Raw genomic sequence first — 26580 nt, 5'->3', positions numbered from 1 at the left:
AATTACGCGGCGTGACTCATGAGCAACCCTTCTGCTTCCAGAATGCGCTGAACCTCCCCTAGCGCTTCTGCCACCAGCTCGTTCAACCTCTCGTTGATATCTGCCCTCCAGCGCCGCCGGGTGGACTCAGGTGCGGCATCCAGATCCCATGTGTTCATGTCGTAGAAACTGTCGGGCAGGATGATCACATCTTCCTCCACGGCCTCGACGCGCTTCTTGCCAGCGACTCCAGCAGCAACCGCGGCCCTGATGAGGGCCTCTCGACGCCATGCCGGAGTATCCAGTGGAATGTCCACAGATACCGCCTTGCCACCCTTTCGCGATGCCCCTGGTAGCTTAGGAATGGCCCAGGCCGTGACTGCCTTGAACACGAACAGTGGCTTGGCGGGGCTCGGGATCAACGGCTTCACCGCAGCGATCGCCTTGACCTTCATTGCTTTGCTGGTGCCGTACTTCGCCACCAAGGCGTCCCAGTGACGCGGGATCAGCTGGTGGTGAATGCGCGCCGCCAACCAGTAGTCGACTTGGGTTCGGTCCAGATCTCCACTGGTGGACGACAGCGAAGCGAGGCAGCCGCCCTCCTCCTCGTTCGGGTTGTAAAGCTTCTGCCAGGCCTGGCCCTTCGCCGCGCCTTTCTCACCTGCCGCCAGGGCGGCAACCACTGCTCCGGATACATTCGAGTAGATCATGCTGCTGCCCTCCTAAGGTCCTTAAGTTTTTGCCTGTACAGCGCCTTGATGGCCTGCAGGTCTTCGATGGTCAGGCGCTGGGGCTTATGAGGCCCTTCTAGCCAGTCGACCTGGTGGGCGCCGATACGCTTCACCAGGCGGATGCGGTACTCGATCGCGTTACCCGACAGGTTCCGGTTGCACTTGACGCACTGCCGGTGGACGTTAAGCGGCTCGAAGCGCAGCTCCGGGCAAGCGCCTACCGACCGGTAATGGCCGGCATCCCAGCGGCTGCCGGTGATGAGGTCTTGGTCGCTTGGGAGCGAGTCGCAGCTGATGCATGGCAGGCCAGCGTCTCGCTCGCGGATGTACGCGTTGAACACCTTCTGTGCTTCGGCTATATGCTCGCGCCGATCCTTGAGCTTCTCCCGTCTCTCCTTGAGGTCTTCCCGGGCCTGCCTGGTGATGGCCTTAGCCGCGATCTTCTGGAGCTTCGGGTCTTTGGCTATGGCTCGGGCGCAAGCGATGCTGCACACCTTCTGGGTGCTCATGGTTGGCCTGAAGGGCTTTCCACAACCTGGCGCCCTGCACTTCTTCGGCTTGATCTCCTTGGCCAGGGTCATGCGGCCTCCTCCCCTAGCAGATCACCGAAGAACACGCCCTTGGCTGTGAACTCGACAGCGATGCGATCGGTGTACATGCAACCCTGCTCGCGATTGAACAGGCGAGTCACCGGGAACCCGTCGGGACCGAACATGGCGCAAGCGCCCATCCAGCGGAGCTTGATCTCGTACGGCAGGTGCAGCAGCGCCAGGTTGTAGCCTTCACGGAACTCGGCGCTGGCCGAGCGCATGATCGGCACACCGTGGTGAAGCTTGCAGTATCGGCGGACGTCCTCCACATCACCCATCTCGGTGGACTTCGCGATCCGCTCGTACATCGCGAACCAAAGAGCGTTCTGGTCCAGGGTGCGGTCCTTGCCCGGGCGCATGCTGACCACGACGAACTTCTTGTCGCGGAACATGCGGGTGAGCATGGTCACGGCCTCGGACAGTTTGGCCTGGCTGTTGACGCTGATCTTCTCGGTCATGCGGCCTCCGCAGGCTGCCCATTGCGAGCAGAAAGAATCCAGTCTCGCGAGATGAAGGCATCGACCACGAACCCACCGAGGTCAACTGCGAGTGGGTCACCTTCGCCCTTACCCCGGGCGACATAGAACATCCGGCCCTCGCGCCCCTGGACCGGGTCGAAGACGAAGTAGCCGCCGTCCGTAACCTCAATCAGTATCTGGTGATTTCCTGCCTGGATGTTCAGCGACGGCGCTGTGCACAGATACACGCCTTCGTCAGCCAACGGCGGGCAGTCCACGCTGTAGAACGCGGTGTAGCCAACGCCGAGGAACTCCAGCATGTTGCGAAGCGTGATGGCACCATCCCGGTAGGCCTGGTGGAACTCTTTGATCAAGTCGGCCGCCGGCCGCTCGACGATCATCGCCATGCAGGTAGATACGCAACTGACTGGGCAAGGCTGCATTTGCAAAGTGATCAGTGGTTTCATTGGGCGCTCCCGAGATAGTTGGCGATCGCAGTTCGTGTTTCACGCTTACGGAGATAGATTTCGACGCGGTGGCGCTGAGCCTCCTTGCGACGGGCTTGGTCCTTCCGGATATTGCTCGCCGAGAGAATTGCGCGGACCTGGTCCAGCCTTGCGCGAAGCTCAGGCGACACCTGCGGGCGCACCTCGCCGGTGAGCAAGCCAGCGATGGCCTGCCCTTCGCTGGTGATCGGTTCGAGGCGAAGGTCAGCCAGATACCGGGTTCCGGTTTCGTGGCTGATTAACTGCGAACGAACCGCACCCTCGATCGCGGTGACTCGCCGTTGGGGGTCGCAGCCCAGAGAGACCTCCCACTTCACCGGTTTGGCTTCGGATCGCGCGAAAGTGACCAAGCGCTCGTAAGAGCTAATGAACGCCATGCGTGCTCCAACCTTGTCGCCGGCCCGAAGGATGGGGTTCGAAGCGGACATGGCCTGGCGAATCTCCTGGGTCAGCACCACGGTTTCGAATTCATCGCTGGCGGAAAGCGCTATGGACCAGGCCTCGTCCTTCCCTGGGCGGCCGTCAGCAGCCTGGATGCGTTGCAAGATCGCACCCATGGTCAGCCGAGTAGTCAGCTCCCGGCGGCAGGACTTGAGCGCAGCGGCGACGACATCCGGAGGGAAGTCAGCCAGGTCGTCGGCCATGACTTCGGCTGCCGTCGGCGTGACGGTCTGCCCCAAAGCCTCGGCAGTTGCGCAGATGGCCAGAGCCAAGCGGGCAATCTGGTCGGGCGCCATGCGGTTAGAGGAATTCATTCGACTGACCTCCGGCGCGGTCCATGATTCGCTGCGCGGCCTCGAGGCCGGCGTTCAGGTTGGCTTGGGTCTGCTCCAGTTGACGGGCCGTCGTCGAATTCATCTGGCGGTTGGTCGCCCACTGGGTGTGGTAGGCCTCAGCCCTCGCAAGCAAGTCGCCAAGTCCATGGCAGCCGTTGATGAGCTTGGAGTCGTTGATGCCCACGAAGAAAGCAGCGACGTGGTGTGCGACAGCGACGCCCAAGCGGTCGACGAGTTGACCCATCTGTCCTGCGACCCGAGCGTTCCATACTGGCCAGGCGTCATAGCGCTTGCGGTAGGCCATCGCGTAGTTGGCCCAGGACTTGTAGGTCTTGCAGGATGGATCTTTCGGGCCCGGCATGTCGGCTGGGATTTCACACCGTGGCGTCTCGACCGGAACGACCGCCAGCACGGCAGGTTGCTGCGGCGCAGCCGGAGCGTCCTGCAAACTGTGACTGGTACCCTGATTGGTACCATGATCACTGGTATCCTGATTTGTCGGAGATTTTTCCGACCTTGGATCGGATTTTTTTCCGACCTCGCTCGGAGATTTTTCCGACCCAGATCGGATTTTTTTCCGACCTACCACCTCGGATTTTTTTCCGACCCTCGCCTTCTTAGAGGTCGGATATTTTTCCGACCCATCTTGCTTTCGGTTCCACTCCTTCCCTTTCGCGGTCAGCCTGATCAGCGTGACGCTGGAAGTGCTCGATAGTTCGATCAAGCCGGCCTCGCTCAGCGCCTTCAAGAGGCGGTACGCAGTGTCAGGCTTGTCGGTCAGCAGCGGCAGTTCCTCGATGATCTTCGCTTTGCTGAGGGTGTAAAAAATCCCTGCGTCAGTCTTCATCGAGTTCGCCCAGCTGGGTACCTCGTAGACAAACGCGAAGAGCAACGCCTGCTGGGAGTTGAGCCCCCACTCGAGCGCCTTCGCCTGGTTGATCGTGACGGTGTATTGCATGTCAGCCCTTCTTCGCTGACGGCGCCAGCTGGAAGGAGGCTTGGCTGAAAGGATGTGCACGGGTATGCATGATTTCCCCCGTAACGCTGAGGTGGATAGCTGCCTACTTTGGGCAGCAGTAGATGCCCGCTCTCCGGGCTTATCAGGGCCTGGTCAGGCCCTGCGCTGGAACGGCGTGACCGTCCCCCTCGCGTTTCGAGGTTTCGTTCGGCTGGCCAGCTCTCGATCGATCAACTCGGCAGCAAGCGCTTCCGGGGTTACCCCCCTTCTCATCGCCTCTCGCTCAAGCAATTCCATCGAGCCCGGATCCAGACCGAATTGTTCGGTCGGCATAGGGCCTCCTCGCGGCCTTCAGGCTGCGGTCTGATCGCCGGTATTCTCCGAAGCCAGGGCAGCCAGCTGCGCTTCGAGCAGTTCGCGGCACAGCACGGCACGCTGGGTGCGGTGGTACGCGGCAAGCGCTTGGATCAAATTGAACGTGTCCTCATCGACCCGGACCTTGATCTCGCGGTCATGCAGGTGATTGCGGTTGGCGTACATGCGGGAGTAGCTCCTTGCAGTTGGAATTGGTTAGGCGGCGACTTGTGCCGGCGGGAACGCATCATCGAGGGCGCAACTGGCTCCCAGGACGTTCAGCGCTTCCACGATCTGGCGTGCCTCTTGAAGGCCTGGGTTCCTGAGGCCTGATTCGTAATTCGCCAGGCGGGACTGATTCCAGCCGAGCTGACGGCGCAGCGCTGCCTGGGTAACGCCAGCCCTTTCGCGGATCGTTCGGACTTGGTTCATACGGTCTTCCTCCATTGATGACCGAAGGATAAACACGCATCGTGTTAGTTGCAATCACAATAAGTGAAAGCCGGGTATTTCGTTTCGTGATGAAATTCCGCGCATGAACGAATCATTGAGCCAGCGCATCAAGCGCCTGAGAAAAGCCAAAGGGATGTCCCAGGCCCAGCTTGCGGAGGCCTGCGGCTGGAAATCCCAATCCCGGGTTGGCAACTATGAGGTCGGCACTCGCGAGCCGACCCTGGCCGATATCGCCTCGATGGCAGCAGCCTTGGGCGTGGACCAGTCCGAGCTGCTCCTGAATTCGCCGGCGCCTGAACCAACTGCCGCACCTGAGCGGAGCATGGTCGATCTTGTGAAGCAGATGCTCGCGAAGAGCGGAAAAGGCTTTTCAGAAGAGGCGCGCCGCCGGCTTCTCGCAGCAGCTGAGGAGCCGCAACCGTCAAACGTGATTGAGGCTGACTTCTCCCGCCCAGGCCTGGTAGGTGATGAGGTCTGGATTGCCCACTACGATGTCCGGGCATCGATGGGCGGTGGTCAGAGCGCGCACGACTTTCCAGAGCTGCTCAAGGACATCCGCGTCAGCCCGAGCCATCTACGGGAGCTGGGCGTTGAGTTCGAAGAGCACTTCCACCTCAAGTTGGTCACCGGCTGGGGCCAGTCGATGGAGCCCACCATCAAGCACCGCGACCCGCTGATCGTGAACATCAACGTCCGCGAGTTCGTGGGCGACGGGATCTACCTCTTCGTCTGGGATGACCTTCTCTACATCAAGCGCCTGCAGGTGGCTGATGAGGAGCACTTCGAGATGATTTCGGACAACCCTCGGCACAAGGATCGGCTGATCCGTAGGGATATGACCTACATTCAGGCACGGGTTCTACTGGTGTGGAATGCCCATTTAGTATGAAGCCACAACCCCCACTCCACTTGAGGGTGGACTTCAAATCAGCTACGAGAAACGGATAACTCATGAAGCGCCCTCTGATTGAGCCGAGATTGGTCGGCAAACGATTCGATGACCATACGATCCCGTTAGAATTGCTCAAAGACCTTGCGGTCCTAGAGGAATTTCTGATCGCCGTCGCAAAATGGATCTATGTCCAAGACAATGGCCGGCAACGCTCGCCGAAGGGTTTCACAAGCCCGCTGACCCTGGCTTTGTCCGAAGTGAAAAAAGGCAGCGCCTGCCCAGCGATCGTCATCGAATACGAAGATCCCTCCGCAGGGCTGTTCCCAGCTGCCAATGAAGACTTCTTTTACCGAGCAGCAAACGCTATTGGCAGAGCGATTGATGCGGCGGAACACAATGAACCCATCACTCAGCTCCCGGCGAATCTACTCGGATATTTTGATCGTTTTGGGCGAGGGTTGCGTGACGGGGAGATTCTTGAGTTCTTTCCAGGAGAAGCGAGGCCAGCAAGGCTCACCAAGCTAACGCGCAGACGCCTCCTGCTCGCATCGCAGAATGAGGAGATCACTGAGGAGGTGACCGTTCGCGGGCTGGTTTCAGAGCTTGATCAAGCGAAAATGAGCTTTGAGCTTCAGTTGCCGACTGGCCGGAAAATTACGTCATCTGTAGATGCAATCCACCTCGATACCATCCTCGAGGCAACGAGTGGCTATAGGAAAGGAGTGAAGGTTTCGATCTCGGGTGTTGCTCGATTTGACCGCCACGAGCGGCTAGACTCATTCGACATGATTGAGGATGCTGTCATCATCGACACCAATGATCCTTTAGCACGAATTGATGAGCTCAGGCTTTTGAGACCTGGGTGGCTCGACGGTATAGGCTCCGTCCCTAGCAAATCTGAGTTCGATTGGCTCGAATCATTTTTCGCTACAAGCTATCCGGCCACTCTGCCAACTCCTTACATCTATCCAACGGAGGATGGAGGAATTCTGCTTGAGTGGAGAACGGCTAACCAAGACATGAGCATGAACATTGACCTTGGAGCGCTCCAGGGTGATGTGCATTGTTTCAATACCCAGACCAAACAAGAAATCGAAGAAGTGTTCGACTTGAGTGACCCTGAGCACCTGCAAAGTCTGATCGACCTGATTTCTAAGGCTGCAAAGGGAGAGATTTGATGAAAGGAAACACGCGTCTTCTGCGTCAGATAAATCCAAACTGGATTCAGGACGGCCGAATCACCTCTCAAGCTTTCAGCCCTACGCCCAAGGATGAGATGAAGCTATCCTGCTATGATGGAGATCTGATTGAGCCGCCTGAGGCTCACGAACATTTCGTAGATACACTTGGACTGCGCTCGGTGGGTGTTCTGGCAGTCACTGTGGACGAATGTACAGCGTTGGAACTTCCAGCTTTACCCGATCCAGCTCCTTTCAAAGAGCACGCTATCATTGATTTTGAAGGCAATGGGAAGGGCGACATCAGGCGAAAGTCAAAAGAACTACGCTCGCTCGCTGAGGCCCGTGATTGGCTCTACAAGCCCTGAGAAGCCATAGCCCGCAAGTGCGGGCTTTTTTGTGGGTAGCTTAGAGCGATTCTGGGCTTATTCCGATCTTCCTGAGCGATTGGGCCAGAGTTGGATCTATCAGCACTTCGCCAGTTGTAGACGCTGCCTGATTGATGCCAACCGTCCGGTATTTCAATGTATGCCCGGCGAGCATCTGCTTCAGGATTTTCTTGGCCTTGTCGCCGCCAGTGATGGTATATGGGCTCATCAGCTGAGTGACATTGAGCATGGCCTGGTCTTGGGTCTGCTTCACGAGAGCTGCCTGCTCAGGTGGCAGGTTCAGAGTGTATTGAGGGGCCGAAGGCATCATGCTTACCGGGGTTTCCTGCGGTGTTATCGTCCAGGCTTCATTCTGATCAATACGCAGCTGCACTGTACCCACTGGGATCTTGAATCGGCCCCCGGACATGAGTCCGACGAAGATCTCATCGCCTTCCTTGCGCACCACTGGATAGAAATGGAGCGACCTGGTCACGATTGAGCCGGACGATGGAAATTCACTTGTGGTAACCATCATGGTGGTCTTGTCGGTGAACTCATCCGTGCTTCCGGTTGCTTGCCAGGTAGGGCCCACTGCGCATCCGCTGAGTAACAGGGCGGCAAGCGCTGCAGTAGCAGTCCTTTTCATTGCGATGCTCCGTTTTGAGATGACGCATTGTAGCAGTGCGCCATCACCATTCAGAGAGCCTTTTTCGATCAGAAAGGCGCCTCCTCCTCCACCCTCTCCTCCTCCCAATCTCGCTCCGCGACCAGGTCGTCTCGATCGTCTGCGCTCTGCGGCTCCCACCGAACGGTCACGCTCTCGTCGTCATTGAACGTCAGGTCCAGCTCTGGTGTTTCGGCCAGCAGCCCCATCACCTCCTCCCACTCCATGTCACCGTCCGTGTCCAGGCGATGGATCGTCACCCAACGCTGAGCCTGCGCGATTGGGTGGTTGATCATCGACGATACCCGCAGGCCCAGGCGTTCCAGTCCGGTCATTTCCTGCCGCGACTGCGGCGCCGACTTCTTCTGCTTCGCCATTCCTTCCTCCATTAACTGTACATACATCCAGTACCGAGCAGAGCATACATCACGCCTTGTGAAAGGTGAACACGCTTCGCTTGGAAGAATTTCAACACGGCTTCGAAAATAAATCACATTTCGTGTTGACAAAAAAAACACATTGCGTGGTATTTGCCTCAACACCGCAGTCACTCACGAGGGACTGCAGAGGCCCTCACAGGCCGCCGCTCTTTAACAGCCAGCGCCATGCCCGACTACCCGGCCCAGCCGGTTAGGTCACTCCCGGCTCCATCGGTGGGAGGTCAGTAAACCGATGAACAAAACCGCACTTGCCTCTACCGGCGACCAGCGATCCGACAGGCCCGAAAGCCTGCCAACGCGCAGCCCACTGCGACGGCGGACGAGGTGTTGACCGAACTGAGTGAATGACCTGGTAAGCGGGTGCGTAGAAACACCACGAGATTCACTGAAGCACCTGGGCGACCGGGTGCTTTGGGAATCCACTGGAGGAACACGACATGCGCAATTTCAATCAGCTTCGCACCGAAGGCGAAACCATGGAGCAATTCAAGGCTCGTCGTGCTCGCGGCGTAGCAATCAACCTCATGGGCTTCATGGCCGAGTGCCGCGAAGGTGCCGGCTGGGGGCCAGCGAAAGCCGAAATGATCCGAGCTTTCCACTACCACCGCGCTCGACTGCACACACGCTTGGCGCTGGCACCGCTACTGCCATGACGATTTCACTGGCTGGCCTTGGAGACAGGGCCAGACGGGAAATCAACCGAACAGAGGTATAGGACATGAAGCTTGCAGAATTGGAAAGACAGCGAATCAGCCTGACCGCGCTGATCGGCGAAGAAAACGATCGACACAAGAAGCAAATGGACAACCTGAGCAAGGATCTGGCAGAAACGAACCGGCTGATCGCGGCATCGGCCGACGGCCTTGACCTGGACGCGCTGAAGATTGCCGAGTCGGTGCTTGAGGTTCGTGGCTCCTACGATAAGGCCGGCAACGACAGGGCTTTCGCACTTCAGAAGGCTGTCGACGATCTCGCCAATGGCGCGGCCGCGCTGAAGAGGACGTACTTCGGCACCAAGAGCTACGCGCACTGGCACGGCCAATTTGTTGAATGCAGCTACGGCATGGCGCCATCCCATGGCAGCGTGATCTTCTCCATCGGAATCCGTCGAAGCGAACTCGGCCGGGATCTTTCGGAAAGTGAAATCGAAGCATCCCTGTACTACCTGCGAAATCTACAGCGCATCCAAGCGGCATCCGTACAAACAGCCGCCTGAACAACCAGCGCCACGTCAGCCTGACGTTAACTGCCCGATTCACCTGGCCCCCCATCACCAGGCTGCATCGGTGTGTGACCCGGCAAGGCCGCTTGATCAGCGGCGAGGGCTACACCGGTTGACGCGGTTCGAATCCGCGAGCCGGGTTACACACCAATGCAGCCCATCAACTGGAAGTTAATTGCATGGCCAAATCGTTCAAGCAAATGATCAAGGATGGCGAGGTGCGGCGCGCCGACGCCATGAAGGTGCAGCTCGAAGACCTTCATGAAGAGTCGGGCTTCAACCTGCGCATCGAAGGCGAAGCGCTCGAAGCAAGCATCGACGCTCTGGCCGAGTTCATCGCCAACGGCGGTCAGATCCCGGCCCTTGAAGTTCGACCTCGGGCAGAAGGTGGCGTGTGGATCGTTGACGGTCACCGTCGGCGGCGCGCCCTGATCAAGCTGGACAAGGCTGGTCGCCTACCTCGTACGCCGAACAAAGACGATCCAAGCATCCTTGAAGCCTGGGTCGCCGTCACCGCATTCGAAGGCAGCGACGCAGATCGCGTGGCTCGGATCATCAGCAGTCAGGAGAACGAGAAGCTCTCCCCGCTCGAACTGGCCGAGGGCTACAAACGGCTCAGGGCGTTCGGCTGGACCGTGGACCAGATCGCGAAAAAGGTCGGCAAGACTCGTCAGCATGTCGAGCAGGTCGTTACCGTCGGCAATGCAAACACCGACGTACAGAGCCTGGTCGCCGCCGGCCAAGTATCAGCAACAACTGCCGCTCAGGTAGTCAGGGCGCACGGAGACAAAGCCGGCAAGGTGCTTGGAGCCGAGCTCCAGAAGGCTCAAGCCAAAGGGAAGACCAAGGTGACCGCCGGCACTATGCGCGGGCCGTCGATTTCCCGGCCGAAGCTTGAGGCCATTCACGCTGCAGCCGATGCACTGCTCCTGGCTATCCCGCAGGACAAATCTTTCGGCCTCCCTACCGACCAGTTGCAGGCGCTCCGGGATGCAGTAGCTGCCGCAGGTTCTCCACCACGCAATTGAATTGCACTCCCCCTTTACGCAGGCGAATCCGGGGCCCTAACAGGCCAGACCAGATGCATCCCGGGTAGCGCCGGGCGCCTGCCCCATCTCCCCTTCACCTTCGACCGCATTGGCAGGTACCAAGCCAGCATTTCACGGCTGGGTTTGGTCACCCGCGCTTGGTGCCTGACCAATGCGGTCCCTCCCTGGAGGCAACATGAACGCAGCTCTGCAGTCCGCTCAGCACGAATGGGACAACCGCCAGCCGGACGAGCCAGATGACGGTGAAGCTGAACGCATCTGGATCGACAACGCTACGGAAGATCTGTTGCGCGGCGTCGACGTGGAATTCAAGCGCCACGGCCATCCCAAGCAAAGCGTGACTTTCGAACAGTTTGCCGGAGCAGTTGACGAGCACCTGAGCACCTTGCTGCTCTGGTCCACCGAGAGCGGCTCCGTCCTGGGTCGCCTCTACCTGGCTGCCCGCGCCGGCTGGAAATCGGAAGGCCAGGCCGCTGCCGCTGAAATCCTGGATGACGACGACAAGCTTCGGGAACTTGCCCGCACGCTGCTGGAGCCGCTTGCCAAGGACGCCCTCATCGCTGAAGCCGAGGCTGCGGAATGAGCCCCTACGTCCTCATCGACCAGCAGCTCGAAGCCCTCGCTCATCCAAGTAGCCCAGTCAACTTCGCCGCCACCATCCAGCGCCAACTGGTCGAGATGATGAAGGACGAGCGCATCACGATTGAAGAATTCGAACACTACTGCGCACGCCTCAACAAGATCGTTGACGGGCGCCAGGAGGCTGCATGACTACGCCAGTTGTGAAATCGCTCATCGACGAGCAGCTCGAAGAAGCCAAGGCCGCCCAGGTCCGCGGCACCTTGCAACTCCCGGTCGGAATGCGCGTCGCTGACCTGCCCTACCCGATCAAGGCCGACTGGCTGAAGCGCCGGCCGATCAACCTCGGTCGTCGACAGTGACCTCCTTCCAGCGGGCCCGCCGAATCGCCACTTGGCGCGGCTCGTTCTTCGCCATCACCTTCTTTGCTCTCTGGATGCTGCTGAGCTCGCTGGCTGGCGGCATCACTTCCTGAATCACACCCGAGCACGGCGGGCCCTTCGGGGATAACCGTACCCATTCGGGAGCGTAAGCCGGCAAGAGCGCGCAACCATCACCGGCAGCCAGGGCGTCCGCCTTACTTCACGGGCGTGACCTGGCATTCCCCCTTTCCCGCTTCCCAACCGCAGGCGCCGCCCTGGCGCGAGGTATTTCAATGTCTGCGCAAACACAGCTCGTCGAGGTTCCACCGAAAGAGACGGCCCTCCAGGTGTTTCAGGCCGCCAACGGCCTGGATCCGTTCCTCCAGAAGATTCGCAACGAAATCGACGCATTCATACCGGATGTCACGACCCGCAAGGGCCGCGAGGCAATCGCCTCGATCGCCTATAGCGTGGCCCGCTCCAAAACGGCGCTGGACAACGTTGGCAAGGATTTGGTCGCCGAGCTCAAGGAAATCCCGAAGAAGATCGATGCCGAGCGCAAGCGGATGCGTGACACCCTCGATGCCTGGCAGGAGGAGGTTCGCCGCCCGCTGAACGAGTGGCAGGCCGCAGAAGATGCCAGGGTGGACAGGCACAACGAGCAACTGGATCGATTGAAGTCGTTGGCGGAAGGCTTGGCCGAACTCAGCTCGGCGCAGCTCAAGGGTCTGATCAGTGACGCCGAAAGCGTGGAGCTCGGCGAGCACTGGGAGGAGTTTGAGCCAGAGGCAGCCCGTGAGAAGGACAAGGTGGTGACTGCTCTGCGCGCCGCCCTGGTGAAGCGGGATAGCTACGAAGCTGAACAGGCCGAACTGGCCCGTCTGCGCGCCGAGGCCGATGCCCGCGAGAAGAAAGACCGTGAAGAGCGAATCGCTCGCGAGGCGGCCGAGAAAGCTCGCCTGGAAGCCGAGCAAAAAGCCCAGACTGAACGAGAGGCCGCACACCGCCGAGAGCAGGAAGCCAAGGCAGCGGCCGACCGTCGCGAGCTGGAACTGAAGCTGCTGGCCGAAAAGGCAGAGCGCGCCGCTGCACAGGCCGAAGCAGATCGACAAGCCGCACTGCGACAGGCAGAGCAGCACCGCCAAGAAGCTTCACGTCGCGCCGAACAAGCAGCCCAGCAGGCTCGCGAAGACGAGCGCCGTCGCGCTGACGCCGCTGCCACCGAGATTCTTCGGCAGCAAGAAGCCCGGGAACGGGATGAAGAGCACCGCCGCGTCATCAATCGTGCTGCCCTGGACGCCTTTGTCGAAGGGGGCATGACCGAGGAATGCGCCAAGCAAGCGATCACCCTCGTCATCCAGCGCAAAATTCCCAATATCACCATCCAGTATTGAGGTAGCCATGAGCAATGCAGCCTTGGCCGAACGGCAGAATGAAACCCAGCTTCTGGACGCTCCCGCCGGAGCGGTACAAGCCACCGAATCGTCCATGATGATTCAAATGATTCAACGCGCCGCGGCTGACCCGGCAGTGGACGTCGACAAGATGGAGCGCCTGATGCAGATGCACGAGCGCTTTGTCGACCGCCAAGCCTCGGCTGCTTTCAACGCTGCCATGGTCCGCGCACAACGGCGGATAAAACCGGTTGCCCGACGGGCGCTTAATGTTCAGACCAATAGCACCTACGCCCGACTGGAAGACATCGACCGAGAGATCAGCCCGATCTTCACTGAAGAAGGTTTCTCGCTTTCGTTCGGTACCGGCGACTCCCATCTGGCTGGTTACATTCGGGTGATTTGCGACGTGATGCATGACCAGGGGCACACCAGGCAATACAAGATGGACCTGCCGCTGGACGCCACCGGCATTGGGGGTAAGACGAACAAGACCGGCGTCCACGCTCATGGATCCACCAACAGTTACGCCCGCCGCTATCTCACGATGAACATCTTCAATGTCGTCATGGCGAACGAGGACACCGACGGCAACGCGGAGCCGCCCGAAGAGCCCGTCATCACCTCCCGCCAGGCAGCACAGCTCGAGGCGCTGTTGAAAAAATGCAGCCCAACGATGGCTGGCCTGTTCATTGAAAAGTATGGCTGCGCGTCGAACGTCTACAAATCCGAGTTCGACGAGGTACTGGCGAAGCTCACCAGGTCAGCCAATCGCACTCAGCAGGAGCCCGTTGATGCAAATCATCACTGATATTACTCAAGGCACACCTGAATGGCTGGCCTTGCGCCTTGGCATTGTGACCTGCTCCGAGCTCGCGTGCCTCATGGTGAACGGCAAGGGGGAAGCGGGTTTTGGCGTTGAGGCCTTCACGTACATGCATACCCTGATCGGTGAGCGGATCACTGGAGAAGCGGCTGACACATTCAAGGGCAACCGCCACACCGAACGCGGCCATGAGCTCGAAGCTGTAGCGCGGCGGCTCTACCGCGATCGCGAAGAGGTCGAGACCACCGAGGTCGGGATTATTCTGAACCACGGCATCGGCTACTCACCTGACTCGCTGGTCGGGGCCCAAGGCCTCACCGAGATAAAAACAAAACTGCCGAAGCTGCAGGTGGAAGTCATCCTGGGCGGCGAGATTCCAAAAGAACACGTCGCGCAGTGCCAAGGCGGCCTATGGGTTTCCGACCGCGAGTGGATCGACTTCATTTGCTACTGGCCCGGCATGCCTTTGTTCATCAAGCGGGCGTATCGCGACGAGGCGATGATCCGCAAGCTCGCGGAACGCGTGAAGACTTTCTACGAGATCTTGGAGGAACGCGAGAATCGCGTCCTGGGGCTAGCAGCATGACTAACAACTACATCCTCGCCGGCGCCGAACGCCAAGCACAACTAGAGGCAGCGAAAGCTGCCTTCTTCGCATCTGGCAGGCAGGTGATCCAGTTGGGTAACTGCCCTGCTCTCCCGCTTCCTGTGAGGAGCGACAAGATAGACCCTGAAACGGTCCTGGTGCGAAAGCGTCGACGCCCCACCGCTACCGATCGGGCGAGGCTGCGCCAGATGGCGGACGACTTATGAGCAAGCGCAAGCCTCACAACTTCCGGGCGCGGATGGACCGCGCCTGCCGAGCCCTTCTCTCCAGCAACCACGTCGCGGTGGTCAACATCGACCCGAGCGGTCAGCAGATCATGATGAGCTGGAAGAGCTGCAAGCAGATCCGTAGCCGCCAGATCGTCGATGCCGTCTGCGACATCGCGCACCGGTGGACGATCTACATCAGCGTGATGTGCCTGAAGCCTGACGGCGAGCAGTACTACAAGTCGAAGGAGTTTGCCACCGAGGGCAACTACCTGGCCTCGCACCTGACGGACGTCATTGAGGCGACCTACACCGATCTATGCCGCACGGCCAACCCGAACCACCGGATTGCCTCCGGCTGGATTGCCATCCCTACCAACACCACGCTCGACGAGCCGCAGGCAGCCAAAGTGTTTACCGCGGCCGGAGCCTGGGTCCAGCAGAAAGCAGCATGAGCAAGATTTCCAACCGCGTTCGGCATGGCCGGCGCCAGCAGTTTATTCATCTGCCGCCCAGCGGCTTGGGAGGCGCCTATGGCGAACAAGGACAAAGCGAAGGGTGCGGAGTATTCGCGCCGGGCCAGGGAGAAGAAGAAGGCAGAGGATGCCCGACTAGGTGTCGAGTACGTTGTGTTCGAGAGCCAGCCGGGATCAAGAAGCTGCTCGCTGCCGAGGTGAAGGCTCACGGCTACGATCAGGTGCAAGCGCTTTGGCAGGACATGGCGCTGTCCTGGGCTGCTGCTGATCCAGAAGAGCGGGCGCGCCGACTGCAACGACCTGACGCGCCAGCTTTTTACATCTCGCCAAAACTAGCGCGACAGTTCGAATCGTCGAGTATGGCGGAATTGAAGCGATTCCCCGGGTGCGAGGTCATACCCCCGGATTGCTAACACCAAGCACTCGCCGAATGACCGCGGAGAGGACTTTGTATTCGCGCAGGTCTTCGGTGTTTGACAGGGCAACTTCACCATCGGCGGTGTAGATGGCGCCATTGGGGCCTACGTGGAACTTGCCTACGAGAACTTCGTTCTCAGGAGCAAATTCCTTAACAGCTATCCGAGCTTCGAGCAGCGCTTCTCCTCCCCGATACAGCATCGTCGAGTAAATGCTGAATGGCTTTCCGGACACATTTCCGGACACGAGCACGCCATCCTCTTCAAGCTTGAAGGTAACCTGATCGTTAAAGTGCTTATTCCCTAAGTCCTTCCAAAGCTCGATGAGCTCGAGATATCGATCCCTGGAGCGCTTGTAGCTATAGGCGGCACGAGAAACCAGGGTCTTCAGCTCGTTAACGTCTTCATCAAAATCCGATTTTTTCACCGAAACACTCCATTTAAACCGGGCGGATTGCCACGCACTGGTCTACCTCAAAAAACATCAAATTGCCACCACGCCGCATCCGGCCACGGAGGGCGGCGCATGCATGGAGAAAAACAATGCCACAGCTCAATCGCAGCGCCAGCATCATCTTCGGTGATGCCGAGATCATCATCCGTGAGCCCCATCCCGGTCGTCAGCCCTGGGATCAAGAGAAGGCCTGGGAGCGCGAGTACCGCAACCAGGTGCTGAAGCGCATAGTGCAGACGCTCAACCGCCTGGGCTGGACCTGCGCCATGCCAGAGCTGAAGGAGCGTGACAAGCGCGACCAGTACGGCATTGCCGAGAACTTCCGCCGCAACAAGCGCGTGTGCAGCAAGGGCGACCTGAAAGCCGATCTGGAGCTTTCCGGCGCCTCGATCACCTTCCAGATGTTCCAAAACGTTAACGCACCCGATCGGCCTGACCACGATGGCCGGTACCAGAACGACAAAGAAATGCACATGCCGTACCTCATGCGCCTGGAGATGGAGCGCACCCGCCGACGGATCCGTACCTACCTCTGCAACATCTTCAGCGGCTACTACTTCGACGAGGAGTGGATGCGCCAACATGAACGCAAGGTCGGTCCTGGGAACCTCACAGCCATGGAGCGTATCCAGCTCCACTACGAGAGCAGCGTGCACTTCAAAGGTGTCGACTGGGAAAAGTACAAGTCCGGCTCCTGGATGAGCAGCAACCTGCGGTCGGCGGACGGCCAGATGCTGGAGCATGGCCAAACCGTCTGGTTCACCGACTACGAGGGTCGCTGGCAGCGCGGGACCGCGCTCTACAACATCAACAACATGTGGTGGGTGGCCACCGGGCCGTACAGCTACACCAACGAATGCTGCCGCGAGCTGTACGTGGCTCCGCCTGAGCTTCCCCGGGTCAAGGTGAATCAGGCGCGACGCCGCAAGCGACTGGAATCACTGATGTCGGCTGCCGCGGCGAAGCTGGACTTCAAGCGCGCCGAGGTACTGAAGAACATCCTGTTCCCGCCCGAGGAGTCGCTCTACATGATCTGGACTGACCGCCACGGCGGAGCCTACTTCGGCCCGAATTACAGCGGCTACACCAGCGACACGACCCAGGCTGGCAAGTACACCCGCGCCGAGCTGAAGCCGTACCTTGGCGATGCCGACGAGAACGACCACCTTCGCGCCGTACCTGTTCGCAAAGCCGCCTGATCCGCGCGCGCCGGAGTTCGTTTCAATACCTAGACTACTTCCGCTCGTACTTGAACTTGCCGAACTCGATCTTTGTGCCGGACTGAGTGAGCCGGTAAATCCCGTAGCCAATAGTTGCGACTGCGGCGACGGAAGCGGTGAGTTTAGGGTTGGCGACAGCTACTCCGACCGCTGCAGACCCTGCGGCCACAAGCGCCTCCTTATTCTGAACAGCCAGCGTTATCAGCGTGGCAGCTCCGGCTCCAGCTGCAACAAGCTCGCCATCAATAGGTCGGCCCGACTTGTGATCAATGGTATCCGTCATCTGATTTCTCCGAGGCATTAGATTGCCAGCACATACAACACTAGTCGGAGGCTTCTGACTAGCTACCCAATCCTTTTTGAGAACGCCTATCCAGCTAGGGCAGCGCCTGCAAGGAGCATCCATGGCTAAGTTTTATTACCAGATCAAAGGCCGCCGCCCGGCAAAGGGCCCTTATGGGGAGGCTGAGTGGGCTTGGCCGCCAGTGTTCAGCGGAATGGTCGAGGCTACTGACCGAAAGGCGGCGAAAGCCACGGTCGAGGATCAATACGAACGCAAGTTCCCGTCACGCGTACTGCGCAAGGACATGGAAGCGCACGAGTATCTCTTGCACATTCAGCCGATCGACGAGAGCGACACGTACCTACTGGGCCGATTCGAAAGCAGGTCGTGCAAGGAGTGCGGCACCGCCTTCAGATTGATCGACAAGTACAACGACCCGCACACGGAAACGAAAAGCCACGACTACTGTACCGAGGCGTGCCAGACGGCCGCCAAGTTTCGAGACCTGTCGGAGTTCCGCCTGGCCAGCGAGGGTCGGTCGCCGCCAGTGATTTACCAGGTGCGACAAAAGTCCAGCGGCCGCGTCTACATCGGCCAGACCACCCAGCCATTTACGCTGCGCTGGTGGCAGCACCTGAGCAACCCAACCAGCTGCAAGTTCCACGCGGCACTGGGCGGATCGGACATAACCGACTGGGAGTTTTCCGTTATCGAGGTGATCGCTTACCCGGATGATTGCACAAACCGGGCAGCCTACATCACCGAGCGCGAAAGCCACTGGATCAGGGTTTTATCGTCAGTAGAAACCGGCTTCAACACCGTTCGCCCTGCCGGCTCAATTGATCCATCTCAGGTTCTGCTGCCTATCGCAGACCCCGCCTGACCCTCCGGCGCTGCCCGCCAGCGCGTCAGCACAGGCCACCAGGCCAAGCTGCTTGGACGAGCTCATTCCACAGCTGAAGCAGGTTCAGCGCCAGCAGGACGATCAGGTTCAGCCGTTTCAGTTTCTTCATTTGGTAATGCTCCAAGAGGTGGTGTCCTGGTGTGTCACATCAAGGATTCCAGTTGGCCGTCGCCATTTCCTCTTGGGTTTTTTCCAAGCGCTGCCCGCCAGCGCCTTCCCCTCTCAAACGATAACGAATCACGCCGCCCAGGCGAGGACCGCCCATGTCTGCATTCCAGAAAAAGAATCCGTTCGACTTCAAGACCCAGTACGGCCTCGGCCTGGATCCACAGGATGACGAGATAGTCGTTGACTTCTTCTGCGGTGGCGGCGGCGCCGGGACCGGCCTGGAGATGGGCCTGGGCCGTCCGGTGGACGTGGCCAAGAACCACAGCCCGGCGGCGATCAGCATGCACACCGCCAACCATCCGCACGCTCGCCACTTCACCACCGACGTGTTCGAGGGTGACCCGGACGAAGAGTGCCAGGGGCGCCGCGTCGGCTGGTTCCACATGAGCCCCGACTGCACGCATCACAGCCAGGCCGCCGGCGGGCAACCGCGCAAGCGTGAGATCCGGAACCTGTCGTGGATCGGCCTGAAGTGGGCCGGGAAGAAGCAGCCCAGGGTGATCAGCCTGGAGAACGTGAAGCAGATCCTGCAGTGGGGCCCGCTGATCGCCAAGCGCGATAAAGCAACTGGCCGGGTCGTCACCTTGGACTTGGTCCCACACCCGACAAAGCCCAAGAGCAAGATCAACCGCGTGGCCGAGCCCGGCGAACAGGTGCCCGTGTCGAACCAGTTCCTCGTGCCAGACCCAAAGCGCAAGGGCACGACCTGGAAACGATTCGTGGCACTCCTGGAAGGCCTGGGTTACCAGGTGGAATGGCGCGTGATCAAGGCCTGCGACTTCGGCGCTCCGACCAGCCGGGAACGCCTGTTCATGATCGCTCGGTGTGATGGCCAGCCAATCGTCTGGCCGGAGCCTACCCACGCCAAGAATCCGAAGAAGGGCCAGCAGAAGTGGCGCACTGCAGCCGAGTGCATCGACTGGTCCTTGCCAAGCAAGAGCATATTCGGACGGTCCAAGCCGCTGGCCGACGCCACAATGCGACGGGTCGCCAAGGGCATGCAGAAGTTCGTACTGGACAATCCGAACCCTTTCATCGTGCCAATTGCGAACTGGTCCAGGGAGGCGGCTCAGGACATCAACGACCCGCTGCGCACGGTGACGTCTTGGCCTCGCGGCGGTTCATTCGCCGTCGCCAGCCCAACACTGGTGCAAACCGGGTATGGCGAGCGCGACGGCCAGCAACCTCGAGCGCCCGGCCTTGATCAGCCGCTCGGCACCGTCGTCGCCGGCGGGGTGAAGCACGCGCTGACAAGCGCCGTCATCTTGTCGGCGACCCACCAGGGTGCCGACCGGGTCAACGATCCAACTGAGCCACTGCCCACGGTAACCGCTGCCAACCGCGGGGAGCTCATGGTCGCCAGCCCTGTTCTGGTTGGCGCCGGCGGCTTGTCGTACTCAGGAAAGCCCACCGCTGCGGATCAACCCGTCGGCACGCTGATGGCCCAGAACCATCGGGCGCTGGCAGCAGCCCACCTGGTCAAGTTCCGCTTCGATAGTGCTGGCGCGCCCATCGATGAGCCGACCCCAACCATCACCAGTGGCGGCAACTACAAGCGGCCGGCGGGTGCGGCCCACGCGATGGGCATCAGCACCGCGTTCATTGAGCAGGCCAACGGCGGGTTCAACACCACGCCAGCCAAGGGCGCCGACGAGCCGATGAGCACGGTCACCAACAGTGGCAGCCAGCAGCGCCTGGCAATTGCCTCGCTGCTCCACCTACGCGGCAACTGCGACGGGCGCTCGGTCGAGGATCCTCTCCGTACCGTCAGTGCAAGAGGCCAACATCACGGAGTAGTCGAGTACAAGCTGTCGCCGGAGCACGAAGAAGGTGCCCTGCGTGTGGCTGCATTCCTTGTCAGCTACTACGGCGCCAGCCACGCGCAGCCAGTGGGTGAACCGCTTCCGACAATCACGACGAAAGATCGTCTGGCCCTGGTCACCGTCTACGTGAAGGGTACGCCCTACGTCATCGTCGATATCACCCTGCGCATGCTGAAGCCCCACGAGCTCTACCGTGCCCAGGGATTCCCCGCTACCTACAAGATCGACAAGGGTGCAGATGGAAAGCCGTTCACGGTAACCGAACAAGTGCACATGTGCGGTAACAGCGTGAGTCCGCCGCCAATGGCTGCTCTATCCCACGCCAACAATCCATGGCTCATCCCAACCCGGATTGCATCAGCTGCATAGCGCAGTCCTCACCAAAGCGCAGAGCCAACCAATGAAGTCGACCATGCCTTGAGCAAGGGCCTGAATTAAAACTTCTTCGAGTACACGCTTCATCGATCCCTCCATCAGGTTAGTGATTAGTCAGGAGTGAACGATGCGCTGGCGATAATGTTCGATGGTCTGCAACGTTCTGCCGATGCGCAGGACTGCCGACTGCAACCTATCCAGATCATGGCAGTGGGCTGAAGCGATCGAATAGCCGAACGAGCTCATTCGCCAATCTGGCGACGAGGACAAAAATCTTGAGGATCTGGAGAAAGTACATGAGGACTCACCGAGGGATGTGTGGTGAGTCCATTGTATCTAGCCAGATTTTCTCGCAACCTTCAATGCCTGCGAGGCTCTATGAATCCATACCTACTCACCGGACCGGCACAGATCGGCGTCAGTGGTGGTCGCACCAGCGGGCACATGCTCTGGAAAATCCTTGAGGCCCACGGCGGCAAGCTCCCGAAAGATGCGCATGCCTTCTTCCAGAACACCGGCAAGGAGCGCGAGGAGACGCTGGTCTTTATCGACGCCATGGCTAAGCACTGGGGCGTCAACATCGTCTGGATGGAGTGGTGCCGGGTTTACGGCCAGCCGGACGAAGCGCCCTGGTACAAGATCGTCGACTTCGAGACGGCCAGCCGCAACGGCGAACCCTTCACGATGATGCTCGAGTACTACGAGGCCTACCGGAAGGCGGAGAAGAATCTGCCGGCGGTGCTGCCGAACTTTAGCAACAACATGTGCACCGCCTACCTGAAGGTGAAGATCGGTGAGAAGCACATGCGAGCCCTGGGCTACGACGAGTGGGACTGTATCGTCGGCATTCGATACGACGAGCCTCGCCGCTACAGCCGGATGATGACCGCCAACGAGCGCGGCAATGCCCGATGGGACAGCGTCTGCCCGTCCTACGTCGCTGGCATCATCAAAGAGGACGTGGCCGCCTTCTGGGCGGAGCAGCCTTTCGACCTGGGCATGGATTCGGACTACGGCAACTGCGACCTGTGCTGGAAGAAGAACGAGGCCAAGCTGATCAGGACCATTCAGGAAGACCCGTCCAGTGTTATCTGGTGGTCTGGAACCGAAGAGCGGTTCGGCCAGGTGTTCCGGCAGGATCGGCCCAACTACCGAGCGCTGGCGTGGTCAGCGGACCAGCGCGCCAGGCAGACGGATTTCGATTTCGACTACCTGGCGGAGGACATTGGCTGCTTCTGCGGCGATTAGAGCAGCATCATTTTTTGGGTAGCAGTTCGATCGACGACGAGTTCATGGTCCTGAACTCATGAGCAACTGCATCAAGAGCGGAGGACAGGCCTCTATCGATGAATGCTACCTCAGTCCTCCAACCCTTCTGGCCAGCCTTGATCAGAGGAGGAACGTAGTCAGCGTCCCCAGCGACCAAAACGATAGTTGACGGCCCCTCTTGCTCATACAGCGTCGAGGTAATCTCGGTAACGAGGTAAGCGTCGTCTTGCTTGGAACGCTGTGAACCGGGGCTTCCGCTGAGATAACCGCGCATTACCTTGAAACCCTGTTTCTCGGCGACCGTCCAGAAACTGTCGTCGTCAGGAATGACGCCAGCGATGTAAGCGCTTTTCACGTATCTGGTTTTCCCATTGGCGTCCTTAGCTGCAGCCAGTAGCAGCCTTCCAAAATCGATCCGGTAACCCCGGCTCTTCCCTGCGTTCAGCAGTCCCCAGAATAGATTCTGGTCATCCACGAAAACATGAACGGATTCATTCGCCAGTTCTCCGTGGGCTGCAGCATTCCCCGCACGAACAGACGGCGTAAGTGCCGCAGACTTTTTCTTCTTGGTCATCAACAGCTCCATGTTTGGTTAACGATTCAGCGGCCCACCCTAGCCCAACAAATGGCTTAACGCCACTACAGGTATCCCCATGCCCACAGAAAACCGATCCAGCACCGAAATGGTCAGCGTGCCGCGCGACCTGGCGGAAGAAATCAACAGCGCTCTGTACGACCACGACCTGAAGGGCCTGACTGTTAGGCTGCAAGAGCTGCTGGATAAGCCAGAGCTGCACCAGGGCGATCCCGTTACACTTCCTGCCTGCATAGCCAAGCTGGGCATGAGCCACGACTGGGACCAGGGTTACGCAGATGGCTGGAAGGGATGCCTGGAAGAAGCGGCCAAACTTGGCCCGCTCTACACCCATCCAGCGCCAGCGGTGGCATCGAGCAAGACGAGATCCACTTCGGTACCGCGCAGCAGCGCATCGCCGAGGCCATCAGCATTCGCGACACCCAGGCCTCGCAGATCGAACTGTTCGAAGCGCGAGCCTAACCCCTCCCCTTACAACTCAAGCCCGCCGGCGATACCCAGTGACCAACAGCACGAGGCCCGGCACCAGGAGGCCGACCGACGTGTATCCGAACGCAGCCTGGCCTGACGCTCCAACGGCGGCGAACGCAGCGCCAATCACAATGAGCGGCACGGCGGCGAAGTAAAACGGTTTGGCTGTCTTGCCCATATCGATCCTCCTGTTCATTCCCTCTTTTTTAACACATGAGCCCGCCGACATGCGCGGGCATGGAGAGCTATTGCCATGCCAATCATCACGATCACCACCATCGTGAAGTCCGTACACGAAGTGCCAGAGGGTCTGACCATCGAGCAGATTCGGCAGGAAGCCCTCTCGGTCCTGAGCGAAGACGAAGAGGCCAATGATGACGTGGTGTGCCGTCAAGACAGCGCTATGTGCCAGGTGTACATGGGTGGCCACGATCCAATCAAACAGTCGATTGAGGATTCGATCATCGAAGGCGAGGCCTGACCACCAACTGCCGCCACCGGCGGCGTGGAGACCATCCCATGGAAACCGAAAGCACCGGTGACGTCGACAAGGTCACCGAACAGCGCATGGCCGATCTTCTCGGCTGCACCAAGCGAGCCCTCGAGGGCCGACGCCAGCGTGGGGCGATCCCTGAAGGCGTCTGGATGCGACATGGCCGCCGAATCATCTACAGCAAACGGAGATATGACGAATGGCTGGAAAGCCTCTGGATCTACCCCCGGGAATCGACGTCCATTACGGATCGCTCAGAATTCGCTTCACCTGGGAAGGTTCTCGTAGAAGCGAAACCCTTCCCTACCCCGCGACACAGAAAGGGATCAAAGCTGCATCCCAGCTTCGCGATAAAGTAAACAGCCTGATCAAGCTGGGCCTTCTCGATCATGACAAATATGCGGAGCTTTTCCCGAGCTCCACCGCTGTCGCTGGCGGAACGCCCATGTTTGGCGAGTATGCCCAGCTCTGGCTGGATAGCCGCGAGATAACCGCCGGCACTCGCCTCAACTACAAAAGCGCGCTCAACCTCTACTGGATGCCGCACTTGGCCATGGTTCGGATCGATCTGATCACAACAACTCTGCTGAGGCGGATTATCGCCGCCATCTCGTGGTCATCACCGAATGTGAAGCGAAACGCGATCACTCGTCTCTCCACGATTCTGGAGGGGGCGGTTCGTGAGGGGCTGATTCCAAAGAATCCGGCTGCCATTCTCGACCTGCCAAAGCGGTCGAAGAAGGAAATCGATCCCTTTACCCTGGATGAAGCCAACGCCATCATCGCCAGGCTGTACCAACACAAGCACTGGCCAAGCCTCATCTATGCCGCTTTTTTCGAGTTCGTGTTTTTCTCCGGCCTGCGCCTCTCGGAGGCGCTCGCGGTAAGGTGGGACGCTGTCGATCTCGAAAAGAAGACCGTTCACGTGAAGAGGACCGTCGCCCAGGGCTTGGTGGAGGAAAGGACGAAAACAGGAAAGGATCGGTTCGTACTGCTGAACGACCGCGCGCTGCACGCTATCGAGTATGCAAAGCAATACGCCGAGCGGCGCAAGGATAGGAAGGGAAAAGTGACCGAAATGCCGTACGTATTCCCGCCGTCAAAGAGCAGCGAGTACGTCAAGCAGACGTCCGACCTGCACAAGCAATGGGTTCCTGTGCTGAATGAGCTGGGTATCCGTCGCCGGCCGCCATACAACTGCCGTCACACCTATGCGACAATATGCTTAATGTCTGGCCTTAACCCCGCATTCATCGCCCAACAGCTCGGGCATAGCGTGCAGATGCTTTTATCGACCTATGCACGCTGGATTAACTCGTCCAACGACTGGCAGGAGCTGCAAAAGCTCCAAATTGGTCCGAAATTGGTCCGTAGCTGCGAAGAAACCACTTAAGTTATTGATAGGTAATACCCTTGATTTCAACAGCTAACATCACCATGCAGTTTGGCGCCAAACCGCTGTTCGAGAACGTTTCCGTCAAGTTCAACAACGGCAATCGCTACGGCCTGATCGGCGCCAACGGCTGCGGCAAGTCCACCTTCATGAAGATCCTCGGCGGCGATCTGGAGCCAAGCGCTGGCCAGGTCATGCTCGAACCCAACACCCGGCTCGGCAAGCTGCGCCAGGACCAGTTCGCCTACGAGCAGTTCACCGTGATCGACACCGTGATCATGGGCCACGAAGAGCTGTGGAAGGTCAAGGCCGAGCGCGACCGCATCTATTCGCTGCCGGAGATGACCGAGGAAGACGGCATGGCCGTCGCCGAGCTGGAAACCGAGTTCGCCGAGATGGACGGCTACACCGCCGAATCCCGCGCCGGTGAGCTGCTGCTGGGCCTGGGTATCCCGCTGGAACAGCATTTCGGACCGATGAGCGAAGTCGCACCCGGCTGGAAACTCCGTGTGCTGCTGGCCCAGGCGCTGTTCTCCGATCCTGAAGTACTGCTGCTCGACGAGCCGACCAACCACCTGGATATCAACACCATCCGCTGGCTGGAAAACATCCTCACGGCGCGCAACAGCACCATGATCATCATTTCCCACGACCGTCACTTCCTCAACTCGGTCTGCACCCACATGGCCGACCTGGACTATGGCGAGCTGCGCCTGTTCCCGGGCAACTACGACGAGTACATGACCGCCGCGACCCAGTCCCGCGAGCAGTTGCTGGCCGACAACGCCAAGAAAAAGGCGCAGATCGCCGAACTGCAGACCTTCGTCAGCCGGTTCTCGGCCAACGCCTCGAAAGCCAAGCAGGCCACGTCCCGTGCCAAGCAGATCGACAAGATCCAGCTGGCCGAGGTCAAACCGTCGAGCCGGGTCAGCCCGTTCATCCGCTTCGAACAGACCAAGAAGCTGCACCGCCAGGCCGTGACCCTGGAGAAAGTCTCCAAGGGCTTCGAAGACAAGCAACTGTTCAAGAACTTCAGCTTTACCGTCGAAGCCGGCGAGCGCGTTGCGGTAATCGGCCCGAACGGTATCGGCAAGACCACCCTGCTGCGCATGCTGGTAGGCGAAATGGCGCCGGACGCCGGCAGCGTGAAATGGACCGAAAGTGCCGAAGTCGGCTACTACGCCCAGGACCACGCCCACGACTTCGAGGACGACGTCAGCCTGTTCGACTGGATGGGCCAGTGGACCCAGGGCGAACAGGTGATCCGCGGTACCCTCGGGCGCATGCTGTTCTCCAACGACGAGATCCTCAAGTCGGTGAAGGTGATTTCCGGTGGTGAGCAAGGCCGCATGCTGTTCGGCAAGCTGATCCTGCAAAAGCCCAACGTGCTGGTGATGGACGAACCGACCAACCACCTGGACATGGAATCCATCGAGGCGCTCAACCTGGCCCTGGAAAACTACCCGGGCACGCTGATCTTCGTCAGCCACGACCGCGAGTTCGTGTCGTCGCTCGCCACCCGCATCATCGAGCTGAGCCCGGATGGTGTGGTGGACTTCAGTGGCACCTACGACGACTACCTGCGCAGCCAGGGCGTCGTGGTCTGATAAACCAATGGGGCCGCTTTGCGGCCCCAACGCCCAGT

37 protein-coding genes are annotated in these 26580 nt (G+C 59.5%); 22 read left to right on the top strand and 15 right to left on the bottom strand.

The window, feature by feature from the left end; translation table 11 throughout:
- Positions 1 to 2: 2 nt before the first annotated feature.
- The 9 genes from CSV86_RS10000 to CSV86_RS09960 all read right to left on the bottom strand — a co-directional run bounded on the left by CSV86_RS10000 (position 3) and on the right by CSV86_RS09960 (position 4784).
- Entirely contained in the window at positions 3 to 689 is a 687-nt protein-coding gene (locus tag CSV86_RS10000; RefSeq protein ID WP_009397144.1) for a hypothetical protein, read from the bottom strand.
- A complete protein-coding gene (locus tag CSV86_RS09995; protein ID WP_009397145.1) occupies positions 686 to 1291 on the bottom strand; it encodes a recombination protein NinG in 606 nt (201 codons plus the stop codon). The genes CSV86_RS10000 and CSV86_RS09995 overlap by 4 nt, the downstream gene beginning before the upstream one ends.
- Positions 1288 to 1758, bottom strand: coding sequence for a hypothetical protein (locus CSV86_RS09990; RefSeq protein ID WP_009397146.1), 471 nt, complete (start codon positions 1756 to 1758; stop codon positions 1288 to 1290). The genes CSV86_RS09995 and CSV86_RS09990 overlap by 4 nt, the downstream gene beginning before the upstream one ends.
- On the bottom strand, positions 1755 to 2225 hold the full coding sequence (locus CSV86_RS09985; RefSeq protein WP_009397147.1) for a hypothetical protein: 471 nt from the start codon (positions 2223 to 2225) through the stop codon (positions 1755 to 1757). The genes CSV86_RS09990 and CSV86_RS09985 overlap by 4 nt, the downstream gene beginning before the upstream one ends.
- On the bottom strand, positions 2222 to 3019 hold the full coding sequence (locus CSV86_RS09980; protein WP_240160408.1) for a hypothetical protein: 798 nt from the start codon (positions 3017 to 3019) through the stop codon (positions 2222 to 2224). The genes CSV86_RS09985 and CSV86_RS09980 overlap by 4 nt, the downstream gene beginning before the upstream one ends.
- On the bottom strand, positions 3006 to 3998 hold the full coding sequence (locus CSV86_RS09975; protein ID WP_009397149.1) for a hypothetical protein: 993 nt from the start codon (positions 3996 to 3998) through the stop codon (positions 3006 to 3008). The genes CSV86_RS09980 and CSV86_RS09975 overlap by 14 nt, the downstream gene beginning before the upstream one ends.
- A gap of 153 nt (positions 3999 to 4151) precedes the next feature.
- Positions 4152 to 4331: a hypothetical protein gene (locus CSV86_RS09970; protein ID WP_009397150.1), complete on the bottom strand. Its 180-nt coding sequence runs from the start codon at positions 4329 to 4331 to the stop codon at positions 4152 to 4154.
- Positions 4332 to 4349: 18 nt separating this feature from the next.
- Positions 4350 to 4538, bottom strand: a complete 189-nt coding sequence (locus CSV86_RS09965; RefSeq protein ID WP_009397151.1) for a hypothetical protein — start codon at positions 4536 to 4538, stop codon at positions 4350 to 4352.
- A 30-nt stretch (positions 4539 to 4568) separates the two neighbouring features.
- Positions 4569 to 4784, bottom strand: a complete 216-nt coding sequence (locus tag CSV86_RS09960; protein WP_009397152.1) for a helix-turn-helix transcriptional regulator — start codon at positions 4782 to 4784, stop codon at positions 4569 to 4571.
- Positions 4785 to 4887: 103 nt separating this feature from the next.
- Between CSV86_RS09960 and CSV86_RS09955 the strand changes: the two genes are divergently transcribed.
- The 3 genes from CSV86_RS09955 (at position 4888) to CSV86_RS09945 (ending at position 7243) form a co-directional block, all read left to right on the top strand.
- Complete coding sequence (locus CSV86_RS09955) at positions 4888 to 5694, top strand: XRE family transcriptional regulator (RefSeq protein ID WP_009397153.1); 807 nt, start codon at positions 4888 to 4890, stop codon at positions 5692 to 5694.
- A gap of 62 nt (positions 5695 to 5756) precedes the next feature.
- Complete coding sequence (locus tag CSV86_RS09950; RefSeq protein WP_009397154.1) at positions 5757 to 6875, top strand: hypothetical protein; 1119 nt, start codon at positions 5757 to 5759, stop codon at positions 6873 to 6875.
- Positions 6875 to 7243 carry a hypothetical protein gene (locus CSV86_RS09945; RefSeq protein WP_009397155.1) on the top strand — a complete coding sequence of 123 codons (369 nt, stop codon included), beginning with the start codon at positions 6875 to 6877 and terminating at the stop codon, positions 7241 to 7243. Before CSV86_RS09950 ends, CSV86_RS09945 begins: the two co-directional genes overlap by 1 nt.
- A 40-nt stretch (positions 7244 to 7283) precedes the next feature.
- Here the strand turns inward: CSV86_RS09945 and CSV86_RS09940 are convergent, their stop codons facing one another.
- Together CSV86_RS09940 and CSV86_RS09935 are read right to left on the bottom strand one after the other, a co-directional pair.
- Positions 7284 to 7892 carry a hypothetical protein gene (locus CSV86_RS09940; protein WP_009397156.1) on the bottom strand — a complete coding sequence of 203 codons (609 nt, stop codon included), beginning with the start codon at positions 7890 to 7892 and terminating at the stop codon, positions 7284 to 7286.
- A gap of 68 nt (positions 7893 to 7960) precedes the next feature.
- Positions 7961 to 8287: a DUF1654 domain-containing protein gene (locus tag CSV86_RS09935; protein WP_009397157.1), complete on the bottom strand. Its 327-nt coding sequence runs from the start codon at positions 8285 to 8287 to the stop codon at positions 7961 to 7963.
- A 500-nt stretch (positions 8288 to 8787) separates the two neighbouring features.
- Here CSV86_RS09935 and CSV86_RS09930 point away from each other — a divergent pair, with 500 nt between their 5' ends.
- The 11 genes from CSV86_RS09930 (at position 8788) to CSV86_RS09880 (ending at position 15484) form a co-directional block, all read left to right on the top strand.
- Entirely contained in the window at positions 8788 to 9003 is a 216-nt protein-coding gene (locus CSV86_RS09930) for a hypothetical protein (RefSeq protein ID WP_009397158.1), read from the top strand.
- Between the two features lie 65 nt (positions 9004 to 9068).
- Positions 9069 to 9566: a hypothetical protein gene (locus tag CSV86_RS09925; RefSeq protein WP_009397159.1), complete on the top strand. Its 498-nt coding sequence runs from the start codon at positions 9069 to 9071 to the stop codon at positions 9564 to 9566.
- A 185-nt stretch (positions 9567 to 9751) separates the two neighbouring features.
- Positions 9752 to 10600 carry a ParB/RepB/Spo0J family partition protein gene (locus CSV86_RS09920; protein ID WP_009397160.1) on the top strand — a complete coding sequence of 283 codons (849 nt, stop codon included), beginning with the start codon at positions 9752 to 9754 and terminating at the stop codon, positions 10598 to 10600.
- 196 nt (positions 10601 to 10796) lie between these two features.
- Positions 10797 to 11204, top strand: coding sequence for a hypothetical protein (locus tag CSV86_RS09915; protein WP_009397161.1), 408 nt, complete (start codon positions 10797 to 10799; stop codon positions 11202 to 11204).
- Positions 11201 to 11392 (top strand): hypothetical protein, encoded by a 192-nt coding sequence (locus CSV86_RS09910; protein ID WP_009397162.1) that lies wholly within the window; start codon positions 11201 to 11203, stop codon positions 11390 to 11392. The genes CSV86_RS09915 and CSV86_RS09910 overlap by 4 nt, the downstream gene beginning before the upstream one ends.
- Positions 11389 to 11562, top strand: a complete 174-nt coding sequence (locus CSV86_RS09905) for a hypothetical protein (RefSeq protein WP_037059616.1) — start codon at positions 11389 to 11391, stop codon at positions 11560 to 11562. Before CSV86_RS09910 ends, CSV86_RS09905 begins: the two co-directional genes overlap by 4 nt.
- A 293-nt stretch (positions 11563 to 11855) precedes the next feature.
- Positions 11856 to 12956: a coiled-coil domain-containing protein gene (locus CSV86_RS09900; protein ID WP_037059619.1), complete on the top strand. Its 1101-nt coding sequence runs from the start codon at positions 11856 to 11858 to the stop codon at positions 12954 to 12956.
- A gap of 7 nt (positions 12957 to 12963) precedes the next feature.
- Positions 12964 to 13767, top strand: a complete 804-nt coding sequence (locus tag CSV86_RS09895; protein ID WP_009397165.1) for an ERF family protein — start codon at positions 12964 to 12966, stop codon at positions 13765 to 13767.
- A complete protein-coding gene (locus tag CSV86_RS09890) occupies positions 13751 to 14368 on the top strand; it encodes a lambda exonuclease family protein (protein WP_009397166.1) in 618 nt (205 codons plus the stop codon). Before CSV86_RS09895 ends, CSV86_RS09890 begins: the two co-directional genes overlap by 17 nt.
- Before the next feature lie 223 nt (positions 14369 to 14591).
- The gene (locus CSV86_RS09885; RefSeq protein ID WP_009397168.1) at positions 14592 to 15050 is read left to right on the top strand and encodes a hypothetical protein; all 459 of its coding nucleotides are present in this window, start codon (positions 14592 to 14594) and stop codon (positions 15048 to 15050) included.
- Positions 15047 to 15484 (top strand): hypothetical protein, encoded by a 438-nt coding sequence (locus CSV86_RS09880; protein WP_240160407.1) that lies wholly within the window; start codon positions 15047 to 15049, stop codon positions 15482 to 15484. The genes CSV86_RS09885 and CSV86_RS09880 overlap by 4 nt, the downstream gene beginning before the upstream one ends.
- Here CSV86_RS09880 and CSV86_RS09875 read toward each other — a convergent pair.
- Positions 15465 to 15914: a hypothetical protein gene (locus tag CSV86_RS09875; RefSeq protein WP_009397169.1), complete on the bottom strand. Its 450-nt coding sequence runs from the start codon at positions 15912 to 15914 to the stop codon at positions 15465 to 15467. The genes CSV86_RS09880 and CSV86_RS09875 overlap by 20 nt on opposite strands.
- Before the next feature lie 116 nt (positions 15915 to 16030).
- Here CSV86_RS09875 and CSV86_RS09870 point away from each other — a divergent pair, with 116 nt between their 5' ends.
- A complete protein-coding gene (locus tag CSV86_RS09870; protein WP_009397170.1) occupies positions 16031 to 17140 on the top strand; it encodes a hypothetical protein in 1110 nt (369 codons plus the stop codon).
- 34 nt (positions 17141 to 17174) lie between these two features.
- On the opposite strand, the gene CSV86_RS09865 is transcribed toward CSV86_RS09870, so the two are convergent.
- Complete coding sequence (locus CSV86_RS09865) at positions 17175 to 17444, bottom strand: hypothetical protein (RefSeq protein ID WP_009397171.1); 270 nt, start codon at positions 17442 to 17444, stop codon at positions 17175 to 17177.
- 121 nt (positions 17445 to 17565) lie between these two features.
- Here CSV86_RS09865 and CSV86_RS09860 point away from each other — a divergent pair, with 121 nt between their 5' ends.
- The 3 genes from CSV86_RS09860 to CSV86_RS09850 all read left to right on the top strand — a co-directional run bounded on the left by CSV86_RS09860 (position 17566) and on the right by CSV86_RS09850 (position 21962).
- A complete protein-coding gene (locus CSV86_RS09860; RefSeq protein WP_009397172.1) occupies positions 17566 to 18327 on the top strand; it encodes a GIY-YIG nuclease family protein in 762 nt (253 codons plus the stop codon).
- 284 nt (positions 18328 to 18611) lie between these two features.
- The gene (locus tag CSV86_RS09855; protein ID WP_170394546.1) at positions 18612 to 20708 is read left to right on the top strand and encodes a DNA cytosine methyltransferase; all 2097 of its coding nucleotides are present in this window, start codon (positions 18612 to 18614) and stop codon (positions 20706 to 20708) included.
- A 450-nt stretch (positions 20709 to 21158) separates the two neighbouring features.
- Positions 21159 to 21962 carry an adenine nucleotide alpha hydrolase family protein gene (locus CSV86_RS09850; protein WP_009394845.1) on the top strand — a complete coding sequence of 268 codons (804 nt, stop codon included), beginning with the start codon at positions 21159 to 21161 and terminating at the stop codon, positions 21960 to 21962.
- A 7-nt stretch (positions 21963 to 21969) separates the two neighbouring features.
- Here CSV86_RS09850 and CSV86_RS09845 read toward each other — a convergent pair whose 3' ends face one another.
- On the bottom strand, positions 21970 to 22557 hold the full coding sequence (locus tag CSV86_RS09845; protein WP_009394844.1) for an NYN domain-containing protein: 588 nt from the start codon (positions 22555 to 22557) through the stop codon (positions 21970 to 21972).
- Between the two features lie 312 nt (positions 22558 to 22869).
- Between CSV86_RS09845 and CSV86_RS09840 the strand changes: the two genes are divergently transcribed.
- On the top strand, positions 22870 to 23040 hold the full coding sequence (locus CSV86_RS09840) for a hypothetical protein (RefSeq protein WP_009394843.1): 171 nt from the start codon (positions 22870 to 22872) through the stop codon (positions 23038 to 23040).
- A gap of 16 nt (positions 23041 to 23056) precedes the next feature.
- Here the strand turns inward: CSV86_RS09840 and CSV86_RS09835 are convergent, their stop codons facing one another.
- On the bottom strand, positions 23057 to 23227 hold the full coding sequence (locus tag CSV86_RS09835) for a hypothetical protein (RefSeq protein WP_009394842.1): 171 nt from the start codon (positions 23225 to 23227) through the stop codon (positions 23057 to 23059).
- Between the two features lie 75 nt (positions 23228 to 23302).
- Between CSV86_RS09835 and CSV86_RS09830 the strand changes: the two genes are divergently transcribed.
- The 3 genes from CSV86_RS09830 (at position 23303) to CSV86_RS09820 (ending at position 26542) form a co-directional block, all read left to right on the top strand.
- Positions 23303 to 23530, top strand: coding sequence for a hypothetical protein (locus CSV86_RS09830; RefSeq protein WP_009394841.1), 228 nt, complete (start codon positions 23303 to 23305; stop codon positions 23528 to 23530).
- A 211-nt stretch (positions 23531 to 23741) separates the two neighbouring features.
- Positions 23742 to 24935, top strand: a complete 1194-nt coding sequence (locus tag CSV86_RS09825; RefSeq protein ID WP_009394840.1) for a tyrosine-type recombinase/integrase — start codon at positions 23742 to 23744, stop codon at positions 24933 to 24935.
- A 20-nt stretch (positions 24936 to 24955) separates the two neighbouring features.
- Positions 24956 to 26542 (top strand): ABC-F family ATPase, encoded by a 1587-nt coding sequence (locus tag CSV86_RS09820; RefSeq protein ID WP_009394839.1) that lies wholly within the window; start codon positions 24956 to 24958, stop codon positions 26540 to 26542.
- Positions 26543 to 26580: the final 38 nt, after the last annotated feature.

Origin of the sequence: Pseudomonas bharatica CSV86, from assembly GCF_000319305.2 — a bacterium.
GTDB lineage: Bacteria > Pseudomonadota > Gammaproteobacteria > Pseudomonadales > Pseudomonadaceae > Aquipseudomonas > Aquipseudomonas bharatica.
This window is presented reverse-complemented; position numbering and strand designations above follow the sequence as displayed.